Origin of the sequence: Streptomyces sp. NPDC127092 (assembly GCF_042722475.1) — a bacterium.
GTDB lineage: Bacteria > Actinomycetota > Actinomycetes > Streptomycetales > Streptomycetaceae > Streptomyces.
Window position 1 is genome coordinate 91,192 of the sequence record NZ_JBHXFE010000008.1, and the last position, 22,288, is coordinate 113,479.

The 22,288-nt window shown below is 70.8% G+C and carries 20 protein-coding genes and 5 tRNA genes; 9 read left to right on the forward strand and 16 right to left on the reverse strand.

Annotated elements, in window-relative coordinates; genetic code table 11:
* Window positions 1-3: 3 nt before the first annotated feature.
* Window positions 4-480, forward strand: coding sequence for a DUF3515 domain-containing protein (locus ACFWJO_RS09375; protein ID WP_384417001.1), 477 nt, complete (start codon window positions 4-6; stop codon window positions 478-480).
* A gap of 14 nt (window positions 481-494) precedes the next feature.
* On the opposite strand, the gene ACFWJO_RS09380 is transcribed toward ACFWJO_RS09375, so the two are convergent.
* The 3 genes from ACFWJO_RS09380 to ACFWJO_RS09390 all read right to left on the reverse strand — a co-directional run bounded on the left by ACFWJO_RS09380 (window position 495) and on the right by ACFWJO_RS09390 (window position 3,452).
* Window positions 495-1,634 (reverse strand): D-alanine--D-alanine ligase family protein, encoded by a 1,140-nt coding sequence (locus ACFWJO_RS09380; RefSeq protein WP_386864137.1) that lies wholly within the window; start codon window positions 1,632-1,634, stop codon window positions 495-497.
* Window positions 1,635-1,701: 67 nt separating this feature from the next.
* Window positions 1,702-2,703: an NAD(P)H-dependent glycerol-3-phosphate dehydrogenase gene (locus ACFWJO_RS09385; RefSeq protein ID WP_386864138.1), complete on the reverse strand. Its 1,002-nt coding sequence runs from the start codon at window positions 2,701-2,703 to the stop codon at window positions 1,702-1,704.
* Window positions 2,700-3,452, reverse strand: coding sequence for a lysophospholipid acyltransferase family protein (locus ACFWJO_RS09390; RefSeq protein WP_386864139.1), 753 nt, complete (start codon window positions 3,450-3,452; stop codon window positions 2,700-2,702). The genes ACFWJO_RS09385 and ACFWJO_RS09390 overlap by 4 nt, the downstream gene beginning before the upstream one ends.
* Window positions 3,453-3,573: 121 nt before the next feature.
* On the opposite strand from ACFWJO_RS09390, the gene cofC reads away from it, so the two are divergent.
* Window positions 3,574-4,245, forward strand: coding sequence for a 2-phospho-L-lactate guanylyltransferase (cofC, locus tag ACFWJO_RS09395; RefSeq protein ID WP_386864140.1), 672 nt, complete (start codon window positions 3,574-3,576; stop codon window positions 4,243-4,245).
* Window positions 4,246-4,254: 9 nt separating this feature from the next.
* Entirely contained in the window at window positions 4,255-4,458 is a 204-nt protein-coding gene (locus tag ACFWJO_RS09400) for a hypothetical protein (protein ID WP_386864141.1), read from the forward strand.
* Window positions 4,459-4,539: 81 nt separating this feature from the next.
* On the opposite strand, the gene ACFWJO_RS09405 is transcribed toward ACFWJO_RS09400, so the two are convergent.
* The 4 genes from ACFWJO_RS09405 to leuC all read right to left on the reverse strand — a co-directional run bounded on the left by ACFWJO_RS09405 (window position 4,540) and on the right by leuC (window position 7,723).
* Window positions 4,540-5,223, reverse strand: coding sequence for an HU family DNA-binding protein (locus ACFWJO_RS09405; protein WP_386864142.1), 684 nt, complete (start codon window positions 5,221-5,223; stop codon window positions 4,540-4,542).
* A 143-nt stretch (window positions 5,224-5,366) separates the two neighbouring features.
* Entirely contained in the window at window positions 5,367-5,594 is a 228-nt protein-coding gene (locus tag ACFWJO_RS09410; protein WP_260227783.1) for a hypothetical protein, read from the reverse strand.
* A gap of 104 nt (window positions 5,595-5,698) precedes the next feature.
* Entirely contained in the window at window positions 5,699-6,292 is a 594-nt protein-coding gene (gene leuD, locus ACFWJO_RS09415; protein ID WP_386864143.1) for a 3-isopropylmalate dehydratase small subunit, read from the reverse strand.
* A gap of 6 nt (window positions 6,293-6,298) precedes the next feature.
* Window positions 6,299-7,723: a 3-isopropylmalate dehydratase large subunit gene (gene leuC, locus ACFWJO_RS09420; RefSeq protein ID WP_386864144.1), complete on the reverse strand. Its 1,425-nt coding sequence runs from the start codon at window positions 7,721-7,723 to the stop codon at window positions 6,299-6,301.
* 140 nt (window positions 7,724-7,863) lie between these two features.
* Here leuC and ndgR point away from each other — a divergent pair, with 140 nt between their 5' ends.
* Window positions 7,864-8,580: an IclR family transcriptional regulator NdgR gene (ndgR, locus tag ACFWJO_RS09425; protein WP_128977462.1), complete on the forward strand. Its 717-nt coding sequence runs from the start codon at window positions 7,864-7,866 to the stop codon at window positions 8,578-8,580.
* 171 nt (window positions 8,581-8,751) lie between these two features.
* Here ndgR and ACFWJO_RS09430 read toward each other — a convergent pair.
* From ACFWJO_RS09430 to ACFWJO_RS09470, 9 genes are all read right to left on the reverse strand, one after another.
* A tRNA-Glu gene (locus ACFWJO_RS09430) sits at window positions 8,752-8,827 on the reverse strand.
* A gap of 18 nt (window positions 8,828-8,845) precedes the next feature.
* Window positions 8,846-8,917: transfer RNA gene (locus tag ACFWJO_RS09435), tRNA-Gln, on the reverse strand.
* An 18-nt stretch (window positions 8,918-8,935) separates the two neighbouring features.
* Window positions 8,936-9,011, reverse strand: a tRNA-Glu gene (locus ACFWJO_RS09440).
* Window positions 9,012-9,073: 62 nt separating this feature from the next.
* Window positions 9,074-9,146, reverse strand: a tRNA-Glu gene (locus ACFWJO_RS09445).
* Window positions 9,147-9,187: 41 nt separating this feature from the next.
* Window positions 9,188-9,259: transfer RNA gene (locus ACFWJO_RS09450), tRNA-Gln, on the reverse strand.
* A gap of 97 nt (window positions 9,260-9,356) precedes the next feature.
* A complete protein-coding gene (locus ACFWJO_RS09455) occupies window positions 9,357-10,079 on the reverse strand; it encodes an HAD family hydrolase (RefSeq protein WP_386864145.1) in 723 nt (240 codons plus the stop codon).
* 148 nt (window positions 10,080-10,227) lie between these two features.
* Window positions 10,228-11,700 carry a glutamate--tRNA ligase gene (gene gltX / locus ACFWJO_RS09460; RefSeq protein WP_386864146.1) on the reverse strand — a complete coding sequence of 491 codons (1,473 nt, stop codon included), beginning with the start codon at window positions 11,698-11,700 and terminating at the stop codon, window positions 10,228-10,230.
* Window positions 11,693-12,487 carry a fumarylacetoacetate hydrolase family protein gene (locus tag ACFWJO_RS09465; RefSeq protein WP_384416962.1) on the reverse strand — a complete coding sequence of 265 codons (795 nt, stop codon included), beginning with the start codon at window positions 12,485-12,487 and terminating at the stop codon, window positions 11,693-11,695. The genes gltX and ACFWJO_RS09465 overlap by 8 nt, the downstream gene beginning before the upstream one ends.
* 80 nt (window positions 12,488-12,567) lie before the next feature.
* Window positions 12,568-12,753: a hypothetical protein gene (locus ACFWJO_RS09470; RefSeq protein WP_386864147.1), complete on the reverse strand. Its 186-nt coding sequence runs from the start codon at window positions 12,751-12,753 to the stop codon at window positions 12,568-12,570.
* Window positions 12,754-13,317: 564 nt separating this feature from the next.
* Here ACFWJO_RS09470 and ACFWJO_RS09475 point away from each other — a divergent pair.
* From ACFWJO_RS09475 to ACFWJO_RS09495, 5 genes are all read left to right on the forward strand, one after another.
* The gene (locus ACFWJO_RS09475; protein WP_386864148.1) at window positions 13,318-17,040 is read left to right on the forward strand and encodes a nitrate- and nitrite sensing domain-containing protein; all 3,723 of its coding nucleotides are present in this window, start codon (window positions 13,318-13,320) and stop codon (window positions 17,038-17,040) included.
* 9 nt (window positions 17,041-17,049) lie between these two features.
* Window positions 17,050-17,463, forward strand: coding sequence for a roadblock/LC7 domain-containing protein (locus ACFWJO_RS09480; protein ID WP_128978732.1), 414 nt, complete (start codon window positions 17,050-17,052; stop codon window positions 17,461-17,463).
* Window positions 17,464-17,675: 212 nt separating this feature from the next.
* A complete protein-coding gene (locus tag ACFWJO_RS09485) occupies window positions 17,676-18,083 on the forward strand; it encodes a DUF742 domain-containing protein (RefSeq protein ID WP_128978535.1) in 408 nt (135 codons plus the stop codon).
* Window positions 18,064-18,651, forward strand: a complete 588-nt coding sequence (locus ACFWJO_RS09490) for an ATP/GTP-binding protein (protein WP_386864149.1) — start codon at window positions 18,064-18,066, stop codon at window positions 18,649-18,651. The genes ACFWJO_RS09485 and ACFWJO_RS09490 overlap by 20 nt, the downstream gene beginning before the upstream one ends.
* Before the next feature lie 363 nt (window positions 18,652-19,014).
* Window positions 19,015-22,281 (forward strand): nitrate- and nitrite sensing domain-containing protein, encoded by a 3,267-nt coding sequence (locus tag ACFWJO_RS09495; protein ID WP_386864150.1) that lies wholly within the window; start codon window positions 19,015-19,017, stop codon window positions 22,279-22,281.
* Window positions 22,282-22,288: the final 7 nt, after the last annotated feature.

A 22,288-nucleotide genomic window follows, 5' to 3' on the forward strand; every position in this document is an offset into this window, starting at 1 on the left:
CCGGTGACGTCTTCCCACCGGCCCTTCGGCCTGCCCGCTTCCGCCGCCGCGGCCGTGCTGCTGCTGGCCGCCACCGGCTGTTCCGCCTCGGAGACGCCGGTGCCGGTTCCCAGCCCTCCGGCGGCCGAGGCCGCCCTCTGCCGTGCCCTCGCGAAGGAGCTGCCCGGCACCGTGGCGGGTCTGGAGCGGACCGGCACCGAGCCGGAGTCCGAACTGACCGCCGCGTGGGGGGATGCGGCGATCGTACTGCGCTGCGGCGTGCCCCGGCCCGAAAAGATGAACGATCCGCAGGCGCAGGGCGTCGAGGCCGACGGCGTCGGCTGGCTGGTCGAGCAGCGCGAGGGCGACGGACCCCGCTTCACCACCACGTACCGCAGGACGTACGTGGAGGTGTCGCTGGACGAGCGGTACGCGCATGACATGGGCCCGCTCGTGGATCTCGCCGCCCCCGTGAAGAAGGCCGTCCCCCCGAGTCTGTGACCCGGGGGTCCTGATCAGCGCAGGCCGGTGGAGCGGTTCAGCGCGGCCTGGATGAGCCGGTCGACGAGCTCCGGGTAGCTGACGCCGCTCTCCTGCCACATCCGCGGGTACATGGAGATGGGCGTGAAGCCGGGCATGGTGTTGATCTCGTTGATGACGAAGTCGCCGTCCTCGGTGAGGAAGAAGTCGGCGCGCACCAGGCCCTCGCAGGAGACGGCCTCGTAGGCGGCGACGGCGAGCCGCCGGACCTCGGCGGTGGCCTCGTCGCCGATCGGCGCGGGCACCAGGCCGGAGGCCGAGTCGATGTACTTCGCCTCGAAGTCGTAGAAGTCGTGGTCGGTGACCGGCGGGATCTCGGCGGGCACGCTGGCGCGCGGGCCGTCCTCGAACTCCAGGACGCCGCACTCGATCTCGCGGCCGCGCACCAGCGCCTCCACGATGATCTTCGGGTCGTAGCGGCGGGCCTCCTCGATCGCCTCGTCGAGGCCGGAGAGGTCGTCGACCTTGGTGATGCCGACGGAGGAGCCGCCGCGGGCCGGCTTCACGAAGAGCGGCCAGCCGTGGTCGGCGGCGAACTCCACGATCTTCTTGCGGGCCGCGGCCGGATTCTGCTCCCACTCACGCGGCCGGATGACCTCGTACGGGCCGACCGGCAGGCCGAAGGAGACGAAGACCCGCTTCATGTACTCCTTGTCCTGGCCGACGGCGGAGGCGAGGACGCCCGCGCCGACGTACGGGATGCCGGAGAGCTCAAGGAGGCCCTGGAGGGTGCCGTCCTCGCCGTACGGGCCGTGCAGCATCGGGAAGACGACGTCGACCTCGCCGAGGGCCCGCGGCAGGGAGCCGGGCTCGTTGAGGACGACCTCGCGGCTGGCCGGGTCGACGGGCAGGACGACGCCGCCGGTCTCGGACTCGGCGAGCTCGGCGACGTCCGGGAGGGCGCGCTCGGTGATCGCCATCCGCTCGGGGGCGTCGGCGGTCAGCGCCCAGCGCCCCTCCCGGGTGATGCCGATGGGCAGCACGTCGTACTTGTCCCGGTCGATGGCGCGCAGGACGGCACCGGCGGTGACGACGGAGATGGCGTGCTCGGAGCTGCGTCCGCCGAAGACGACGGCCACGCGCGGCTTGCGGGGGCTCTGGGTGTTCTCGCTCATATCGCGTTGAGCGTACCTTGCGGCGTCCGAACTCCTGAGCGCCCCGCTTCCGCTTCGCGCGTCCGGCTCAGCGGCGCTCCGCCTTGGCGCTGCGCGACATCAGCTCCTTGAGGGCGACGACCGGCGGCTTGCCCTCGTGGACGATCGAGACGACGGTCTCGGTGATGGGCATGTCGACGCCGTGGCGGCGGGCCAGATCGAGCACGGACTCGCAGGACTTGACGCCCTCGGCGGTCTGCTTGGTCGCCGCGATGGTCTCCTGGAGGGTCATCCCGCGGCCCAGGTTGGTGCCGAAGGTGTGGTTCCGGGAGAGCGGCGAGGAGCAGGTGGCGACCAGGTCGCCGAGGCCCGCGAGGCCGGAGAAGGTGAGCGGGTCGGCGCCCATGGCGAGGCCGAGCCGGGTGGTCTCGGCGAGGCCGCGGGTGATGAGCGTGGCCTTGGAGTTGTCACCGAGGCCCATGCCGTCGGCGATGCCGACGGCCAGGCCGATGACGTTCTTGACCGCTCCGCCGAGTTCGCAGCCGACGACGTCGGTGTTGGTGTACGGGCGGAAGTACGGGGTCATGCAGGCGGTCTGGAGCCGCTGGGCGACGGTCTCGTCGGCGCAGGCGACGACGGCGGCGGCGGGCTGCCGGGCGGCGATCTCCTTGGCCAGGTTGGGTCCGGTGAGCACGGCGACGCGCTCGGCCGGCACCTCGGCGACCTCCTGGACGACCTCGCTCATCCGCTTGGCGGTGCCGAGTTCGATGCCCTTCATCAGCGAGACGAGGACGGTGCCGGGCGCCAGGTCCGGGGCCCACGCGGCGAGGTTGGCGCGCAGGGTCTGGGAGGGCACGACGAGGACGGTGAAGTCGGCGCCGCGGGCGGCCTCGGCCGGGTCCGCGGTGGCCGTGATGCCCTTGGGGAGTTCGACGCCGGGGAGGTAGTCGGGGTTGGTGCCGGTGCTGTTGATGGCCTCGGCGAGTTCGGCGCGGCGGCCCCAGAGGCTCACCTCGCAGCCCGCGTCGGCGAGCACCATGGCGAAGGCGGTGCCCCAGGATCCGTTGCCGAAGACGGCTGCCTTGGTCACTTCTTGCCTTCCTCCGCGGCCTTGCGGCGCTGCTGCAGCCGGGCCTTCCTGTGGTCGTACGGCTCGGCGGGGGCCTGCTCGCCGCGGATCTCCTCCAGGATCCGGGTGATGGCCGCCATGATCTCCTCGGTGGCCTCGCGCAGCACGTCGGGCGTGGGCTCGAGGTCGTAGAAGCGGGAGAGGTCGACCGGCGGACCGGCCTGTACGACGAGCGTCTTGCGGGGCAGCAGCCGGAGCTTGTTCTCCTTGGCGTACGGCGGCATCGCGAGGTTGGCGCCCCACTGGGCGACCGGGATGACCGGGACCTTGGTGAGCAGGGCGACCCGGGCGGCGCCGGTCTTGCCGGCCATGGGCCACATCTCGGGGTCGCGGGTGAGGGTGCCCTCGGGGTAGAAGGCGACGCACTCGCCGCGCTCGATGGCGTCGACGGCGGCCCGGAAGGCGTCGAGGGCGTTGGTGGTCTCGCGGTAGACCGGGATCTGGCCCGTGTTGCGCAGCATCATGCCGACGAACGAGCCCTTGAAGAGGCCGGCCTTGGCGAGGAAGCGGGGCACGCGCCCGGTGTTGTACTGGTAGTGCGCGTAGGACAGCGGGTCCAGGTACGAGTTGTGGTTCACCGCGGTGATGAAGCCGCCCTCGGCCGGGATGTGCTCCGCTCCGCGCCAGTCCCGCTTGAACAGCACCACCAGCGGGGGTTTGGCGATGACCGCCGCCAGGCGGTACCAGAAGCCGATTCTGCGGCGGGACACTCGTGCACCTTTCTCCGGACTGCGCAAGGGGTCAAGTGTCGCCCCATGCTCCTGGCCTGTCGAGGACACCGTACGCCCCGGGGCTCCGGCGCTTCGCGGGGGCGGGACAGAATGGAGCGCGATGAAGACCTACGCCGCCGGCGACGCCGGTGACAACGCTGCCGACGGCTGGTCCCTGGTGGTGCCCCTGAAACCGCTGGCCCTGGCCAAGAGCAGGCTGGGTGCGGCGGTGGGCGCGGGGCTGCGGCCCCGGCTCGCGCTGGCCTTCGCCGAGGACACCGTGGCGGCGGCGCTGACCTGCCCGGCGGTGCGGGATGTGGCGGTCGTCACGGACGATCCGGCGGCGGGTGCCGCGCTCGGCGCCCTGGGCGCCCGGATCGTGCCCGACGTGCCGGGCGCGGGGCTCAACGGGGCGCTGGCGCACGGGGCCCGCGCGGTGCGGGCGGTACGGCCCGGGGCGCGGGTGGCGGCCCTCAACGCGGACCTTCCGGCGCTGCGGCCGGCCGAGCTGGCCCGGGTCCTGGCCGTGGCGGGGCAATTCCGGCGGGCTTTTCTGGCGGATGCCGCCGAAATAGGTACGACATTCCTCTCGGCGGGTCCGGGGGTGGAATTGGAACCGGCTTTCGGAGGGGCTTCCCGCCGTCGGCATTTGTCCTCGGGCGCGGTGGAAATCCGGCTGGCGGGAGTGGATTCCGTGCGCCGGGACGTGGACACCGGGGAGGACCTGGCGGCCGCGGTGGCGCTGGGCGTGGGGCCGCGGACGGCTGCCCGCTGGGTGCGCGCGGCCGGATAGGCTGCGGCCATGCAGGCGACCGCGTACACGTACGACTCCGAGACCCGCAGCGGCAGTGTGCTGCTCGACGACGGCACCCCGGTGGACTTCGGGGCCGAGGCCTTCGACGCGGGCGGGCTGCGGCTGCTGCGTCCGGGGCAGCGGGTGCGGATCGAGACGGAGGGCGAGGGCGCGTCCCTACGGATCACGCTGGTGACGCTGCAGACCTTCTAGCAGCGCCTTTCGGGGCGGAACGCGCCGCGGGCCGGGCTCCCCCGGGGGGGACCCCGGCCCGGCGTGTGAGCACCTGCCGTGTTACTTCTTCGCGGCGGTCTTCTTCGCGGTGGTCTTGCGCGCCGTCGTCTTCTTGGCGGGCGCCTTCTTCGCGGTGGCCTTCTTCGCCGGCGCGGTCTTCTTGGCGGTGGTCTTCTTGGCCGCGGCCGTGGTCTTCTTCGCCGGGGTCGCCTTCTTCGCGGCCGCGGTGGTCTTCTTCGCCGCCGGGGTGGTCTTCTTGGCGGCCGTGGTGGTCTTCTTCGCGGCCGTGGTGGTCTTCTTCGCGGCGGCGGTGGTCGTCTTCTTCGCCGGGGTCGCCTTCTTCGCGGCGGCCTTCTTGGCGGTGGTGGCCTTCTTGGCGGCCGCCTTCTTCACGGTGGCGGAGGCGCCACCGGTGAGGCTGCCCTTGGGGGCCTTCTTGACGGAGACCTCGCCTCCCTTGGGGAGCTTCTTCGAGCCGCTGACCAGGTCCTTGAAGCCCTGACCCGCACGGAAGCGCGGAACCGAGGTCTTCTTGACCCGGACCCGCTCACCCGTCTGCGGGTTGCGGGCGTAGCGGGCCGGACGGTCGACCTTCTCGAACGAGCCGAAGCCGGTGACCGAGACCCGGTCCCCGCCGACCACGGCGCGCACGATGGCGTCGAGCACGTGGTCGACGGCGTCGGCCGCCTGCTGGCGACCGCCCATCTTGTCGGCAATCGCTTCTACGAGCTGCGCCTTGTTCACGTCTTCCCCTTCGGAGACATTGCCGGAACGAAAGTGTTCAAGCTTTTTCGCACGTTAGGCATGTATATACCGCAAATCAAACACGAAACGGGCTAATCACCCTAGTGCCGCAACGCGGAAGTGCCGTTGCGGAGTTCCTGGTGTCAGTCGTCTTCAGGGAATCGGCCCTCGTCGAGGTCCTTCATCAACCGGTCCAGACGCGTTGCCGCGTCCGCGAGATCGTGCTTCGCCGCGGCCGTGACGACCAGCAGCTTCCGGGACAGCGCCATCCTTACGCCCTCCGGGACTTGCAGTTCGCGCACCCTTGTGTGCGCTTCCTTCAATCGGGCGGCGACTGCCTCGTAGAGCTCGAGTTGGCTGTCGCGTTCCATGCACCGATTGTGCCATCTAGGGCGAGTTGTCGCCCGACGGGGTCTCAACAAGCGACTGCGCCCCCCACCGGACGGTGGAGGGCGCAGTACTGGAAAAGCGCTGCTCAGACGGCAATTGTACGGGGCTTGAAGGAGGGCCTCGCCGCCTCGTAGGCCGCGATGTCCGCTTCGTTCTGAAGGGTGAGGCTGATGTCGTCCAGACCGTTCAGCAGCCGCCAGCGGGCGTTCTCGTCGAGCTCGAAGTCGGCGTCGATCCCGGGCGCGAGGACCTTGCGGGCCTCCAGGTCCACGGTGACCTCGACGGCCGGGTCGGCCTCGGTCAGCTCCCACAGCGCGTCGACGGTCTCCTGCGGCAGGACGACGGTCAGCAGGCCGTTCTTCAGCGAGTTGCCGCGGAAGATGTCGGCGAAGCGGGAGGAGATCACGGCCTTGAAGCCGTAGTTCTGCAGCGCCCAGACGGCGTGCTCACGGGAGGAGCCGGTGCCGAAGTCCGGACCCGCGACCAGGACGGTGGCGCCCTGCCGCTCGGGGCGGTTGAGGACGAACTGCTCGTCCTTGCGCCAGGCCTCGAACAGGCCGTCCTCGAAGCCGTCGCGGGTGACCTTCTTGAGCCAGTGCGCCGGGATGATCTGGTCGGTGTCGACGTTGCTGCGGCGCAGCGGGACGGCGCGGCCGGTGTGCGTGGTGAAAGCTTCCATGGTTCCTCAGACCCCCGCGGTGGTGGCGACGTCGGACAGATCGGCCGGGGAGGCCAGGTGGCCCAGGACGGCGGTGGCGGCGGCGACCTGGGGGGAGACCAGGTGGGTGCGGCCGCCCTTGCCCTGCCGGCCCTCGAAGTTGCGGTTGGAGGTGGACGCGGAACGCTCACCGGGGGCCAGTTGGTCGGGGTTCATGCCCAGACACATCGAGCAGCCCGCGTGCCGCCATTCGGCGCCGGCCTCCTTGAAGACCTTGTCCAGGCCCTCCTCGACGGCCTGCAGGGCGACCCGGACCGAGCCGGGGACGACCAGCATGCGGACGCCGTCGGCGACCTTGCGGCCCTCCAGCAGGGCAGCCGCGTTGCGCAGGTCCTCGATGCGGCCGTTGGTGCAGGAACCTACGAAGACGGTGTCGACCTTGATGTCGCGCAGCGGCTGTCCGGCGGTCAACCCCATGTACTCCAGGGCCTTTTCGGCGGCCAGGCGCTCCGAAGCGTCTTCGTACGAAGCCGGGTCGGGGACGTTCGCCGAAAGCGGCGCGCCCTGACCGGGGTTGGTGCCCCAGGTGACGAACGGCGCCAGCTCGGCGGCCTCGATGACGACCTCGGCGTCGAAGACCGCGTCCTCGTCGGACTTCAGCGTCTTCCAGTACGCCACGGCGGCGTCCCAGTCCTCGCCCTCGGGGGCGTGGGCACGGCCCTTGAGGTAGGCGAAGGTGGTCTCGTCGGGGGCGATCATGCCCGCGCGGGCACCGGCCTCGATCGACATGTTGCAGATGGTCATCCGGGCCTCCATCGAGAGCTTCTCGATGGCGGAACCGCGGTACTCCAGGACGTAGCCCTGGCCGCCGCCGGTGCCGATCTTCGCGATGATCGCGAGGATCAGGTCCTTGGCGGTGACGTCCTCGGGCAGCTCGCCGTTCACCGTGATGGCCATGGTCTTCGGACGGGCCATGGGCAGCGTCTGGGTGGCCAGGACGTGCTCGACCTGGCTGGTGCCGATGCCGAACGCCAGACCGCCGAAGGCGCCGTGCGTAGAGGTGTGCGAGTCACCGCAGACCACGGTCATGCCGGGCTGGGTCAGTCCCAGCTGCGGTCCCACGACGTGGACGACGCCCTGCTCGACGTCGCCCAGCGGGTGCAGCCGGACGCCGAACTCGGCGCAGTTCTTCCGCAGGGTCTCCAACTGTGCGCGGGAGACCGGGTCGGCGATCGGCTTGTCGATGTCGAGGGTCGGGGTGTTGTGGTCCTCGGTGGCGATGGTGAGGTCGAGGCGCCGCACCTGCCGGCCGTTCTGGCGGAGGCCGTCGAAGGCCTGGGGGCTGGTCACCTCGTGCAGCAGGTGCAGATCGATGAAGAGGAGGTCGGGCTCGCCCTCGGCGCGCCGGACGACGTGGTCGTCCCAGACCTTCTCCGCGAGTGTCCTACCCATCGCTTTCCCTCCGGCCGGCGGCTGCGCCGGCACCACTAGAGACCCGTTTCGCGGGCCGTTGTGCGGCCGCCTCACCAGAGTCACAGGTTCCGAGAAAAATTGAACTTGCGTTTCACAGAGTGAGACGCGAATATCGTTGCATGGACAACTCTAGCGGCGTAGGCGTTCTCGACAAGGCAGCCCTTGTCCTGAGCGCCCTGGAGTCCGGTCCGGCCACCCTCGCAGGACTGGTCGCGGCGACGGGACTCGCACGACCCACGGCCCACCGACTGGCCGTGGCCTTGGAACACCACCGGATGGTGGCCCGCGACATGCAGGGCCGGTTCATCCTCGGACCGCGGCTGGCGGAGCTCGCCGCCGCGGCCGGCGAGGACCGTCTGCTCGCGACCGCCGGGCCGGTGCTGACGCATCTGCGCGACGTGACGGGCGAGAGCGCCCAGCTCTACCGGCGCCAGGGCGACATGCGCATCTGCGTGGCGGCGGCCGAGCGGCTGTCCGGACTCCGGGACACCGTCCCGGTCGGCTCCACGCTGACCATGAAGGCCGGCTCGTCCGCGCAGATCCTCATGGCCTGGGAGGAGCCCGAGCGGCTGCACCGCGGCCTTCAGGGCGCCCGCTTCACGGCGACGGCCCTGTCGGGCGTACGGCGCCGCGGCTGGGCCCAGTCGATCGGCGAGCGGGAGCCGGGCGTCGCGTCCGTCTCCGCGCCCGTACGCGGCCCCTCGAACCGCGTGGTGGCCGCCGTGTCGGTCTCGGGTCCGATCGAGCGCCTGACCCGCCACCCGGGCCGTATGCACGCCCAGGCGGTCATCGACGCGGCCGCGCGTCTGACCGAGGCCCTGCGCCGCAACGGCTGATCCCGTTCCACTCTTCACCTGTACGTATCCGGCCCACCGCTCCAACGCCGCAGCGGTGGGCCGGAGTTGTGTCCGTGATCACGTCCGCGATCATGTCGGCGCACAGGTCACGATCATGGTCTGCCGGAAACAGCGAAGAAGCCCTCCCCCGAAGGGAAGGGCTTCTTCGTTTGGTACCCCCGACCGGATTCGAACCGGCGCTACCGCCTTGAGAGGGCGGCGTGCTAGGCCGCTACACAACGGGGGCAAGATCCGTGAGGACCCGCTGGCCTACCTGGACTCGAACCAAGACTAACTGAACCAGAATCAGTCGTGCTGCCAATTACACCATAGGCCACTGGTGGTTTAGACCAGTTGGTACCCCCGACCGGATTCGAACCGGCGCTACCGCCTTGAGAGGGCGGCGTGCTAGGCCGCTACACAACGGGGGCCCTAGCGATCCTGCATCGGGTTCACCTGGGAGCTACCCAAGTGATCCCGCGGGAAGGATCTGTACCCCCGACCGGATTCGAACCGGCGCTACCGCCTTGAGAGGGCGGCGTGCTAGGCCGCTACACAACGGGGGCTTTGTGGATGCCATCCACGGTTTGCAGATGAGCTCTGCGAGCTGGCCTACCTGGACTCGAACCAAGACTAACTGAACCAGAATCAGTCGTGCTGCCAATTACACCATAGGCCACCGGGGCGCGATCCCTCCGAGGAGAGGATCTTGCTCTGGCTTGCGCTTTCGGGTCTTTCCGGCCTTTCGGCCCGTTCCCCTCGGCGCAGGAAGAACATTACCCGAAGGTGGACGGTGCTCCAAAACGCGTATCCCCACGCAGCACCCCGGGCAGCTGGTGGAGGCCGGTGATCCGGGTCAGCTCGGGCCTGCCGCCGCTGTCGGCGCGGTCCAGCCACACCCCGAGCAGCCCCGCCTCGACCGCCCCGCGCGCGTCGATGTCCGGCTGGTCGCCGACGTACGCCACCTGCTCCGGCGCGAGCCCCAGGGCCGCGCAGGCCGCGTGGAAGGCCTCGGCCGCCGGCTTGGCCACGCCGAGCTCGGCGGCGCACACGACGGCCTCGAAGCGGTCCCGTACGCCGAGGGCACGGAGCTTGTGGTCCTGGTTGCGGATGCTGGAGTTGGACAGCACGCCGTGACGGTAGTCACGGGCCAGCAGGTCGAGGACGGGCACGGTGTCGGGGAACAGCTCCCAGGCGGCCTCGTAGTGGGCCAGGTACCGCTCGAACCAGTCGTCGGCCTCGGTGGCGGTGAGCACCGGGAGCCCGAGGAAGTCACGCACCCGCTCCCGCCGCTGCTCCAGGAAGTCCACCCCGCCGGCCTCGAACCGGCGCCAGTGCAGCACGGTGAGCTCCTTCCAGCGCGCGAGGGCCTGGTCGACGGAGTCGTATCCGTCCACCAGGCCCTCGGCCGTCAGGTGCGCGCGCATGCCGTCGTGATCGGCGCGGGCGTAGTCGAAGAGCGTGTCGTCGATGTCCCAGAGCACCGCGCGGATGGTCATGCAACCGACGGTACCGCCCGGCACCCCCGCCGGTCAGGGCTTTCCGATGTGCGTGACGGCGCCGGCCCTGACGGCGAGGTCCGAGGACGCCTCGGGGGCGGCACCCGGAGCGTCCGGGTGCCGCCCCCGAGGGCGACCGCGAAAGGGATCAGCCGGCGAGCTTCGCCAGGGCCGCGTCGATGCGGGCCAGGGTCTTCTCCTGGCCGAGGATCTGGAGCGACTCGAAGAGCGGCAGGCCGACCGTGCGGCCGGTGACGGCGACGCGGACCGGGGCCTGGGCCTTGCCGAGCTTGAGGCCGTGGGCCTCGCCGGCGGCGAGGACGGCGTTCTTCAGGGACTCGGGGTCGTTCCAGTCGGCGGCCACGAGCTTCTCGCGGGCGGTGGTGAGGAGGGCGGCGGGCTCGCCCTTCATCGCCTTGTCCCACGAGGGCTGGTCGAAGACCGGCTCCTTGAGGAACAGGAAGTCGACGTTGGCCGTGATGTCCGACAGGACGGTCAGGCGGGTCTGGGCGTAGGGCGCGATGGCCTCCCAGGCGGCCCGGTCGAAGTCCTCCGGGGCCCAGTTGGCGTGCGGGGCCCGCAGCCACGGCTCGCAGGCCGCGGCGAAGTCCTTCACGTCCAGCATGCGGATGTGGTCCGCGTTGATGGACTCGGCCTTCTTGAGGTCGAAGCGGGCCGGGTTGGCGTTGACGTCCGCGATGTCGAACTTCTCGACCATCTCGGGGATGGTGAAGAGGTCCTGGTCCGCCGAGAACGACCAGCCGAGGAGGGACAGGTAGTTCAGCAGGCCCTCGGGGAGGAAGCCGCGCTCCCGGTAGAGGTTGAGGGAGGCCTGCGGGTCGCGCTTGGAGAGCTTCTTGTTGCCCTCGCCCATGACGTACGGCAGGTGGCCGAAGGCGGGGATCTCCTTGGCGACGCCCAGCTCGATCAGCGCCTTGTAGAGCGCGATCTGGCGCGGGGTGGAGGAGAGCAGGTCCTCGCCGCGCAGGACGTGGGTGATCTCCATCAGGGCGTCGTCGACCGGGTTGACCAGGGTGTACAGCGGGGCGCCGTTGGCGCGCACGATGCCGTAGTCCGGGACGTTCTCCGGGGTGAAGGTGAGCTCGCCGCGGACGAGGTCGGTGAAGGTGATCGGCTCGTCCGGCATCCGGAAGCGGACGATGGCCTCGCGGCCCTCGGCCTTGTAGAGCTCGACCTGCTCGGCGGTGAGCTCGCGGCAGTGGCCGTCGTAGCCGGAGGGCCGGCCCGCGGCGCGGGCGGCCTCGCGGCGGTCGTCCAGCTCGGTCTGGGTGCAGTAGCAGTGGTACGCGTAGCCGCCGGCGAGCAGCTTGTCGGCGACGTCCTTGTAGATGTCCATCCGCTGGGACTGCCGGTACGGCGCGTGGGGGCCGCCGATCTCGGGGCCCTCGTCCCAGTCGAGGCCCAGCCAGCGCAGCGAGTCGAGCAGCTGCTCGTACGACTCCTCGGAGTCGCGGGCCGCGTCGGTGTCCTCGATGCGGAAGACCATGGTGCCCTGGTTGTGCCGGGCGAAGGCCCAGTTGAAGAGGGCGGTGCGGACCAGGCCCACGTGGGGGTTGCCGGTCGGGGACGGACAGAAACGGACGCGGATCGCGTTAGCCACGCTTGATCACCCTGTTGGTGAGAGTGCCGATGCCTTCGATGGTGACGGCGACCTCGTCGCCGACGTTGAGGGGGCCGACCCCGGCGGGGGTGCCGGTGAGGATGACGTCGCCCGGGAGCAGCGTCATGGCCTCGGAGATGTGGACGACCAGGTCCTCGATGGAGCGGATCATGTCGCTCGTACGGCCGAGCTGTCGCTGTTCGCCGTTGACCGTCGCCTGGATGGTCAGGTCGCTCGCGTCGGCGATGCTCAGGCCGGTCTCGATCCAGGGGCCCAGCGGGCAGGAGGTGTCGAAGCCCTTGGCGCGGGCCCACTGGGCCTCGCGCTTCTGGACGTCGCGGGCGGTGACGTCGTTGGCGCAGGTGTAGCCGAGGACGACGTCCTTCACGCGCTCGCGGGGCACCTCGCGGCACATACGGCCGATGACCACGGCCAGTTCGGCCTCGTGGTGCAGCTCGTCGGAGAAGGAGGGGTACTCGATGGCGTCACCGGGGCCGATGACCGAGGTGGTGGGCTTGAAGAAGGCCACCGGCGCCTCGGGCACCTCGTTGCCGAGCTCCTTGGCGTGCTCCGCGTAGTTGCGGCCGATGGCCACGACCTTGTTGGGGAGCACGGGCGGCAGGAGCCGTACCTTGCTCATCGGGACCTTGGTGCCGCTGAGCTCGAAGTCGGTGTACGGAATGCCCTTGATGATGTCGAGGACCAGGCCGCCGGACTCGACGGTCCCCTCGCCCTCGACCGCGCCGAAGGCGACGTTGCCGTCGATGGAGAATCTGGCGATGCGCACGAGTGCTGTCGCCCCTCACTTGCTACTGGCTGGAGTCTGACGCTCCAGGCTAACGCGCAGGGGCGGGCGCCTCGGGCGACTTACCGGGCGGGCTGGTACGGCGCCGGGGCGGTCATGAGGATCGTGCGGCGCGGGTTGGCCGTGACGCCCGGGAGCTCGGCGGCGTACTCGGGCTGGGCGCCGCGGCCGAGCTGTGCCGCGTCCTCGAGGTGGGCGAGGGTGGAGCGGCGGGGGTTGGCCGTGGTGCGGAGCACGAACGTCTTCATCGCGGTGTCGGACCCTTGTCTGGGAGCGGTTGGGCTGCAGCACCCATTCTGTAAAGCGTCAGGCTAAACATGCAATTCCCTTCGAATCCCCGGCGGATTCAACGAACTACGTGTGAGTTTGCTCACCACGAGCGGAACATACCGGGCATTACGCACCGCCATCCGAGGTAACCGAAACGGACATTCCTCCACTGAACGCGTCATTCCGCTCCTGATCATGGCGACTGGGACACCCCCACCCCTACGTCGCTTCGCGCCGATACGCCCGATTCCTCCGTGATCATCTTCTACATGGGGTGACGTACCGTTCACGCGTTGTCATGCCCCTCGGGGCGCACCCCACGGCCCTTGTTGGAGATCCGCCACTGTGCTGGAATTCCACGCACCGCCGCGGGCTTGAGGCCGGCGCGCAGGGGGCGCAACGCAGCGCCGGCCGAGTGGCGGGAAAGGGGGATCTGCGCCGGTCACCGACGACCACCACTGGGGCGCACCTGCGCCCCCAGACGCCGACACCGTCCTCTCCGTTCACCCGGAAGGACGCCTGGTCCAGAGGTTGCGACGCTAGTGCAGGGACGTTTCAAGAGGGATGGCACGGGCTCCTCCCAGGCCCGCAAGGGCCGAGGAGAAGCTTCGGCGGAGCAGGAGCCGCGTGCCGGGACCCAGCACGGTTCCCCGGCCCCGCAGCCCCAGAACCCCAGGAAGGGCGAAGGCGCTGACGGTGCCGCGCGCGGTACCGCCGCGGACGCCGCGACCGAGCACGCCCCGCTGCCCAAGCTGCAGTCCGAGAGCCAGGTCGGGCCCCGAATAGCCCTGCGCAACTGGCGCATCTCCACCCGCCTCGTCGCGCTGCTGACCCTCCCCGTGGTCGCCGCGACCAGCCTCGGCGGCATCCGCATCAGCGAGTCCTTGAAGGACATGGAGCAGCTGGATCACATGCAGCTGCTCACCAAGCTGACCAAGGAGGCCACCAACTTCGCCGAGGCGCTGCAGACCGAGCGTGACCTCTCCGCCGGTCCGCTCGCGAACAAGAAGTCGGTCAGCGACTACCAGGTCTCCAACCCGCGCAAGGCGACCGACCGCGCCTACAAGGCCTTCCTCGAGGCGACCAACGACATCCCGGCGACCGAGGACGACGAGTCGCTGCGCAGCATCCGGCAGAACGTCAGCCAGATCGCCTCGCAGGTCAGCCAGCTCGGTTCGATCCGCACCACCGCGTACGAGGACGGCGTCGCCCACTCCGTGACGGTCGAGGCCTACAGCCGCCTCATCCGCTCGCTGCTCAGCCTGTCCCAGGACATGGCGCAGGCGACCAGCAACCCGGAGATGATCAAGCGGACCCGCGCGCTCGCCGCGTTCTCGTCCGCCAAGGAGTACGCCTCCATCCAGCAGGCGATCATCGCCTCCGCGCTGCCCCCGAACGACAGCAAGCCGGCCAAGATCGAGCAGGGCGACCGCCTCTACGGCGACGCCGCCCTCACCAGTGAGGCCGTCGAGCTCAAGTCCTTCAAGTCGATCTACGAGTCGACCGGCGGCGACGCCGAGGAGCTCACCGCCTCGCTGACCAACGGCAACCCGTCGATCGAGGCCGCCGACAACTACGCCCAGCGGATGCTGAAGTCGGACCGCGGCCTGCCCGACGTCAAGCGCGGTCACCTCAACTTCACCGACGAGTACGGCACCAAGATCCGGGCCATGAACACCATCGAGGCCACGCTGCTGGGCGAGATGGAGACCAAGGCCCGTGAGCTGCGCCAGGAGTCGCAGCGCGACGCCATCATCAACGGTGCCCTGATCCTCCTCGTCCTCGGCGTCTCGCTGGTCGGTGCCTTCGTCGTGGCCCGGTCCATGATCCGGTCGCTGCGCCGCCTTCAGGACACCGCGACCAAGGTCGCCCAGGAACGCCTGCCCGAGCTGGTCAAGCAGCTCTCCGAGTCCGACCCGCAGGACGTCGACACCTCCGTCGAGTCCGTCGGTGTGCACTCCCGCGACGAGATCGGCCAGGTGGCCGCGGCCTTCGACGACGTGCACCGCGAGGCGGTCCGCCTCGCCGCCGAGCAGGCCCTCCTCCGGGGCAACGTCAACGCGATGTTCACCAACCTCTCGCGCCGTTCCCAGGGCCTCATCCAGCGTCAGCTCTCGCTCATCTCCGAGCTGGAGTCCCGCGAGGCCGACCCGGACCAGCTGTCCTCGCTCTTCAAGCTCGACCACCTCGCGACGCGCATGCGCCGTAACGGTGAGAACCTCCTCGTCCTCGCGGGTGAGGAGCCCGGCCGCCGCTGGACCCGCCCGGTCCCGCTGGTCGACGTCCTGCGTGCCGCCGCCTCCGAGGTGGAGCAGTACGAGCGCATCGAGCTGGCCGCGGTCCCGGCGACCGAGGTCGCCGGCCGCGTCGTCAACGACCTCGTGCACCTGCTCGCCGAGCTCCTGGAGAACGCCACCTCGTTCTCCTCGCCGCAGACCAAGGTCCGCGTCACCGGTCACGCCCTGCCCGACGGCCGTGTGCTCGTCGAGATCCACGACACCGGCATCGGCCTCTCCCCCGAGGACCTCGCCGCGATCAACGAGCGGCTCGCCTCGCCGCCCACCGTGGACGTCTCGGTCTCCCGCCGCATGGGTCTGTTCGTGGTCGGCCGCCTGTCCCTGCGGCACGGCATCCGGATCCAGCTGCGTCCGTCCGACTCGGGCGGCACCACCGCGCTCGTCATGCTCCCGGTCGACGTCGCCCACGGCGGCAAGAAGCCCGCGCCGAAGCCCGGTGCGGGCGGCCAGGGCGCCGTGCCGCAGGGCCAGGGCGCCCCGGCCGGCCGGCTCACCGGCGGTCCCGGCGCGGCCGGCGGCCCCGGTGCTCCCGGCGGGCGTCCGGGCGGTGCCCCGTCCGCGCCCGGCGGCCGGCTCGGTGCGGCCGCGAGCCGTACGGCGCTGCCCGGCCGTGACGGCGGCCCGCAGGGCCAGAACGGCCCGAGCGGCCAGAACTTCTTCCAGGAGCGCAGCGCGCAGACTCCCGCGCCGGCGCAGGCGCAGGGCCCGCAGACCGAGCAGATGCCGCCCGTGCCGCAGGAGCAGCAGCGCCCCGGTGCCGGCGCGCCCGGCGGTTTCGTGGGCGGCGCGCAGAGCGCCATCCCGTCCCGTACGGACGTGTGGGGCGGCGGCCAGAACAGCCAGGCCGCGCGCGGCCCGCAGGCCCCGCAGTCTCCGCAGCCGCAGGCCCCGCAGGAGCCGCGCCCGGTCCAGAACGGCTACCCGCGCGCCGAGCTGCCCGGCGGCAGCCCGCAGCAGCAGCCCGCCCGGCCGCAGGCCACGAGCTGGGGCAACGACCCGGCGCAGCCGGTCCGCAGGCCGCAGCAGGACATGACGCCGCTGGACGCGCCGCGCGGTCACGAGGAGCCCCAGCAGGCCCCGCACCAGACCCCGCAGGGCTACCAGGGCGGTGCCCAGGACCCGGCGTCCACGGCGCAGTTCCCGCGCCCGGACTTCGGGACCCCGCAGCAGGCTCCCCAGCAGGCCCCGCAGCAGGCTCCCCAGCAGCAGTTCGGCCACCAGCCGTTCGTCCCGCAGGCCCAGGCGCCCCGGCAGGCCCCGCAGGCGCCGGCTCCCGCCCCGCGCCAGCGCACCGGCAACGAGCCGCAGCAGCCGCAGCAGCCCCGCCAGCCGCAGCTACAGCAGCCGCGTCAGCCGGAGGCCCTGCCGCCGGCGTCGCACGCAGGTGACGGCCGTACGCCGCTGTACGACACCCTGGAGACCAACTGGTTCCGCCAGGAGCAGGAGCAGAACGGCCAGGGGCAGGGCCAGGGCCAGGCTCAGGGGCAGGGGCAGTACGCCGGCCCGTACCCGGGTCAGCAGCAGCCGGCCCAGGGCCGCGGGCCCGCTCCGGCCGCGCCGCAGCAGCAGGCGCAGCGCCAGGCCCCCGGCCAGGGCGTGCCGGACGTCGAGCGGACGATGCAGACGCCCGTGATCGACCAGCGTCCCGAGGCGGGCCGGCCCAACGGCCAGGCCTCGTGGCGGACCTCGCCCAACGACGAGCTGGTGCGTCAGGCCGAGCGGGTGCGCAAGCCCGCCGCCGGCGGTGTCACCACCTCCGGGCTCCCGCGGCGCGTGCCGCGGGCCAACCTCGTGCCCGGGACCGCCCAGGAGCAGGCCCAGACGGCCGGCCCCCAGGTCTCCCGTGCACCCGACGACGTCCGCGGCCGGCTCACGAATCTGCGCCGCGGTATCCAGCAGGGCCGACAGGCGGGCAACTCCACCACGGGTTCCTTCAATCTCGGTCCGACCCACCAGCAGGAGCGTTAGTTGAGCGCGATGAGCCAGGCGGCGCAGAATCTGAACTGGTTGATCACCAACTTCGTGGACAACACCCCCGGGGTGTCCCACACGGTTGTGGTCTCCGCCGACGGACTGCTCCTTGCCATGTCCGAAGGGTTCCCCCGCGACCGCGCCGACCAGCTTGCGGCGGTCGCGTCCGGGCTGACCTCGCTGACCGCGGGGGCGTCCCGGATCTTCGAGGGCGGGCCCGTCGCCCAGACCGTGGTGGAGATGGAGCGCGGCTTCCTCTTCATCATGTCGATCTCGGACGGTTCCTCGATGGCCGTACTCGCGCACCCCGAGTGCGACATCGGCCTCGTGGGCTACGAGATGGCGCTGCTCGTCGACCGTGCGGGCAGCGTGCTCACCCCGGACCTGCGTGCCGAGCTGCAGGGCAGCCTGCTCCGCTAGCCGCACCGGTCCGGGCCGGGCTTCCGTCCGGCAGCCTTCCGACCGTCCCCTCTCTCCCTGTCCGTCCTCGTATCCCCACCCGTCAACGACATGCCCGGGGCGGTGCGCCCCTCCGCACCGCCCTGGACCCGTTCACCGTCCGGCCGCCCCACCCGGCCCCCCACCGGCCCCATCAGACGGCAGAAGGTTCTGCTGTCACGCCCGGAGGATTCATGACCCCGCCCCCCGCCTCTCACGATCCGTACGGCGCGTCGATAGACGACGGCTACGGAGCTGAGGGCGACCAGCCGCTGGTACGTCCGTATGCGATGACCGGCGGCCGGACCAGGCCGCGCTACCAGCTCGCCATCGAGGCGCTGGTCAGCACCACGGCCGACCCGGCGCACCTGGCCACGCTGCTTCCGGAGCACCAGCGCATCTGCCACCTCTGCCGTGAGGTGAAGTCGGTGGCCGAGGTGTCGGCGCTCCTGTCGATGCCGCTCGGTGTGGCCCGCATCCTCGTGGCCGACCTGGCCGAGGCCGGCATGGTGGCCATCCACCAGCCGGGCAACGGAGAGGCCGGCGGCACGCCGGACGTGACACTGCTCGAAAGGGTGCTCAGTGGACTTCGCAAGCTCTAGCGGTTCCGTTCCCCAGAGCCGCTCGACCACCAGCGCGAAGATCGTGGTGGCGGGTGGCTTCGGCGTGGGCAAGACCACGTTCGTCGGCGCCGTCTCCGAGATCAACCCGCTGCGTACCGAGGCCGTGATGACGTCCGCTTCCGCGGGCATCGACGACCTGACGCACACCGGTGGGAAGACGACCACCACGGTGGCGATGGACTTCGGCCGCATCACCCTGGACCAGGACCTGATCCTGTACCTGTTCGGTACGCCCGGTCAGGACCGCTTCTGGTTCATGTGGGACGACCTGGTCCGCGGCGCCATCGGCGCCGTCGTGCTCGTGGACACCCGTCGGCTCGCCGACTGCTTCCCGGCCGTGGACTACTTCGAGAACTCGGGCCTCCCCTTCGTCATCGCCCTGAACGGTTTCGACGGGCACCAGCCGTACGCCCCGGACGAGGTGCGCGAGGCGCTCCAGATCGGTCCGGACACGCCGATCATCACCACCGACGCCCGCCACCGCGCGGACGCGAAGAGCGCGCTCATCACCCTCGTCGAGCACGCCCTCATGGCGCGGCTGAAGTAGTACACCTCAAGTAGAAGTCGATATACGTCAGTTGTCGTAGAGATTTTGGGGGCGGTCTGTGTCGTTCGACACGACCGCCCCCAACGGTTCCACCGGTTCATAACGTTTCGACAGAGAATTGGGACGCCTCGGACACCCGACGCATCCACTTGGTGCCGCTGCGCTCACATGAGCTCCGCCTTTTGGCGGGGCTCGCTCTTTATGCCCGTTTTATCTCTGCCGTAGGGCGTAAAAACCGGCTGCTTCGCACTGTTTGGAGGGGACCCCCTTCACGTGCTGGAATTCATGAACTCCCGAGTAGTACGGCCCTGAACGAAAAACCCGGCACAACGTAGGTGCCGGCGCCGAGAGGTTGTTGGTCGAGTGAGGCGAAGCAAGGAAAGCTCCGCGGAGCAGCAGACGCGGGGCAACTTCACGCCGCCGTCCCGCGGGCCGATGTCGCCCGTGGACGAGCCCGTGGCGCCGCCGGCTCCGAGCCGCAAGGGCAGCACCAGCAAGCTGTCCCCGCGCAACTGGCGCGTGCCCACCAGGCTGAACGCGATCCTCCTCATACCCGTGCTCGTCGGCCTCGTCATGGGCGGCTTCCAGGTGAAGGGGGCCATCGACACCTGGCAGGAGGCGCAGGACGCCGAGAAGACGGCGCTCATCGTGCGCGCCGCCTCGGACTACGGCCAGGCGCTGCTCAACGAGCGTGACCTCACCGCCGCACCGCTGCTCAAGGCCAAGACCGCCCAGGACCGCCAGAGCGACGAGGTCACCCAGGCCTACGCCGCCACCGACGCCGCCAAGGTCAAGTTCGACGAGGCCGTCAAGAACATGCCGAGCGGCCAGGGCCTCGAGCGCCGTCTCCGGCTCTTCCGGGACGCCGAGCCGCGCCTCCAGGAGCTGCGCAAGGTCGCCTACACCCGCTCGCTCGACCCGGTGAACACCCAGCTCGGCTACACCGAGTGCCAGCACTACCTGATGGAGTTCTCCAACGAGCTCGGTCTGGGCACCGGCAACATCACCAGCTACGGCCGCACCGTCTACGCGATCCAGCTGGCGAAGGCCGCCGAGTCCCTCCAGCGCTCCATCGGCACCCAGCTCCTCGTCCGGCCCAGCCAGAAGGACGAGGTCTTCGCCCAGCAGTCGGTCGCCTTCAACTCGTACAACTACCTGGAGCAGATCGCCCTCGGCGAGTACCAGTCCGGCGGCACCGAGGCCGACGTCGAGCGGCTCAAGCAGGTCATGGCCGGCAAGGCCGCCGAAGGCTCCAAGAAGATGGCGGCGCTGGGCATCGAGCTGCCCAAGGGCAGCGGCAAGGACACCTCCGTCTACGCCGGCGTCGCCCAGGCCATCGGCTCCGCCAAGGACGCCGACGCCATCGGGGACCTGAAGAAGCAGGGCATCACCGCCGACACCTGGATGGCCGTCGCCACCGCCAAGTTCGACGGCTACACCGAGGTCGAGAAGGAGCTCGTCGACAAGGCCACCACCGAGGCCGCCGAGATCTCCTCGGACGCCCAGACGGACGCCTACGTCACCGGTGGCATCACCGTCATCGCCCTGCTCGCCGCCTTCATCCTGGCCGGTCTGATGGCCCGCCAGATGAGCCGCTCGATGCGCGAGCTGCGCACCGCCGCCTTCGGCATCGCCGAGCAGCGTCTGCCGATGCTGGTCGACCAGCTCTCCCGGACCGAGCCCGGCCGGGTCGACACCCGCGTGCAGCCCATCCCGATCGACTCCACGGACGAGATCGGCGAGGTCGCCCGCGCCTTCGACCAGGTGCACCGCGAGGCCGTCCGGCTCGCCGCCGAGCAGGCCCTGCTCCGCGGCAACATCAACGCGATCTTCACCAACCTCTCGCAGCGCAACCAGTCGCTCATCGAGGGCCAGCTGACCCTCATCACCGACCTGGAGAACAACGAGGCCGACCCGGACCAGCTGGAGAACCTCTTCCGCCTGGACCACCTGGCCACCCGTATGCGCCGCAACGGCGAAAACCTCCTGGTCCTCGCCGGCCAGGAGCCCGGCCGCCGCTGGGACCAGCCGGTCCCGCTGGTCGACGTCATGCGCGCCGCCGCCTCCGAGGTGGAGCAGTACGAGCGCATCGACATCGAGGGCGTGCCGGAGGCCGACATCCACGGCCAGGCCGTGACCGACCTCGTGCACCTGCTCGCCGAGCTCCTGGAGAACGCCACCACGTTCTCCTCCCCGCAGACCAAGGTCCGCGTCACCGCGACCCGTCTCCCCGACGGCCGCGTCATGGTCGAGATCCACGACAAGGGCATCGGCCTGACCGCCGAGGACTTCGCGGACATCAACCACAAGCTGGCCAACCCGCCGACCGTGGACGCCGCCGTCTCGCAGCGCATGGGCCTGTTCGTGGTCGGCCGGCTGGCCGACCGGCACGGCGTCCGCGTCCAGCTGCGCCCGTCGGGCGAGCAGGCCGGCACCACGTCGCTGGTCATGCTGCCGGACGCGATCACGCACGGTGGCGGTGGCGAGGCGCCGCTGCAGGACGACTTCACCGTCTCGCAGATGATCCCGCAGCAGTCGCTCTCCGCCTTCGAGCCGCAGGCGCAGCCGATGCGCACCGCCGCCGAGCTCGGCTTCGACGACTCGCGCTACGAGCAGCAGGGCGACGACCGCCAGCTCGACCCGGTGAACCGCTCCCTGATGCGCGAGGAGCGCCGGGCGGCGCTGGAGGCCCAGGTGCACCACCAGGGCCCCGACCACGCGCCGTACCAGGACGCCGCGGGCGAGCCCGCCGAGCCCGCGCAGCAGACGTACGCCCCCCAGGGGAGCGAGCAGGGCTACGCACCGGAGTACACCGGCGAGTACGCGCAGGAGTACCAGCAGGACTACGCGCAGGACTACGCCCAGCAGGGTCAGCAGGACCCGCAGCAGGGTCACGGCCAGGACGCCTACGGCTACGCCGAGCAGGGCTACGACGGCTACGGGCAGCCCGCCGCCCCCTACCGGGACCAGGCGTATGCGGAAGCCTCGTACGACGGCGGCGTGAACGGCCACCAGGCATACGACAACGGCTACGAACCCCAGACCCACCAGGGTGAGTGGCAGCAGCAGACCGGCTACGGCGAGGGCTTCGGGCAGGCGTTCGGAACGGAACCGGAATCTGCTCCGGCCGCTCCCGAACAGGACCGCGACCGCGTAGGCTTCGACCGTCCGGGTGCCACGCCGGGTACCAGCCCGGACGCCGGCCACGCGCTGACCGACGCCGGTCTGCCCCGCCGCGGCAGCGTCGCCCCGCAGGCGCCGCAGAGCCCGCAGGCGGCGCAGCCCGCGCCGCCGGCCCAGACCGCTGGGCCGGCCGGCACGGAAGCCGACGGCTCCGGGGAATGGCGCTCCGCCAACGACGAGCGCTGGACCCGGGCCGAGAAGCTCCGCGACCCGAAGGCGGGCGGGGTGACCCCCTCCGGCCTTCCGCGACGGGTTCCCAAGGCCAACCTGGTCGAGGGCTCCGCGGAGCAGACCCCGCAGGGCGGCCCCCAGGTCTCCCGCGCACCCGAGGACGTCCGGGGCAGGCTGAGCAACCTGCGCCGCGGTGTCCAGCAGGGACGCAGCGTGGGAACGGACACGAACGGATCGGGCCTCGGCCCGGGCAACACCTACAACCAGGAGCGTTAGTGTGAGC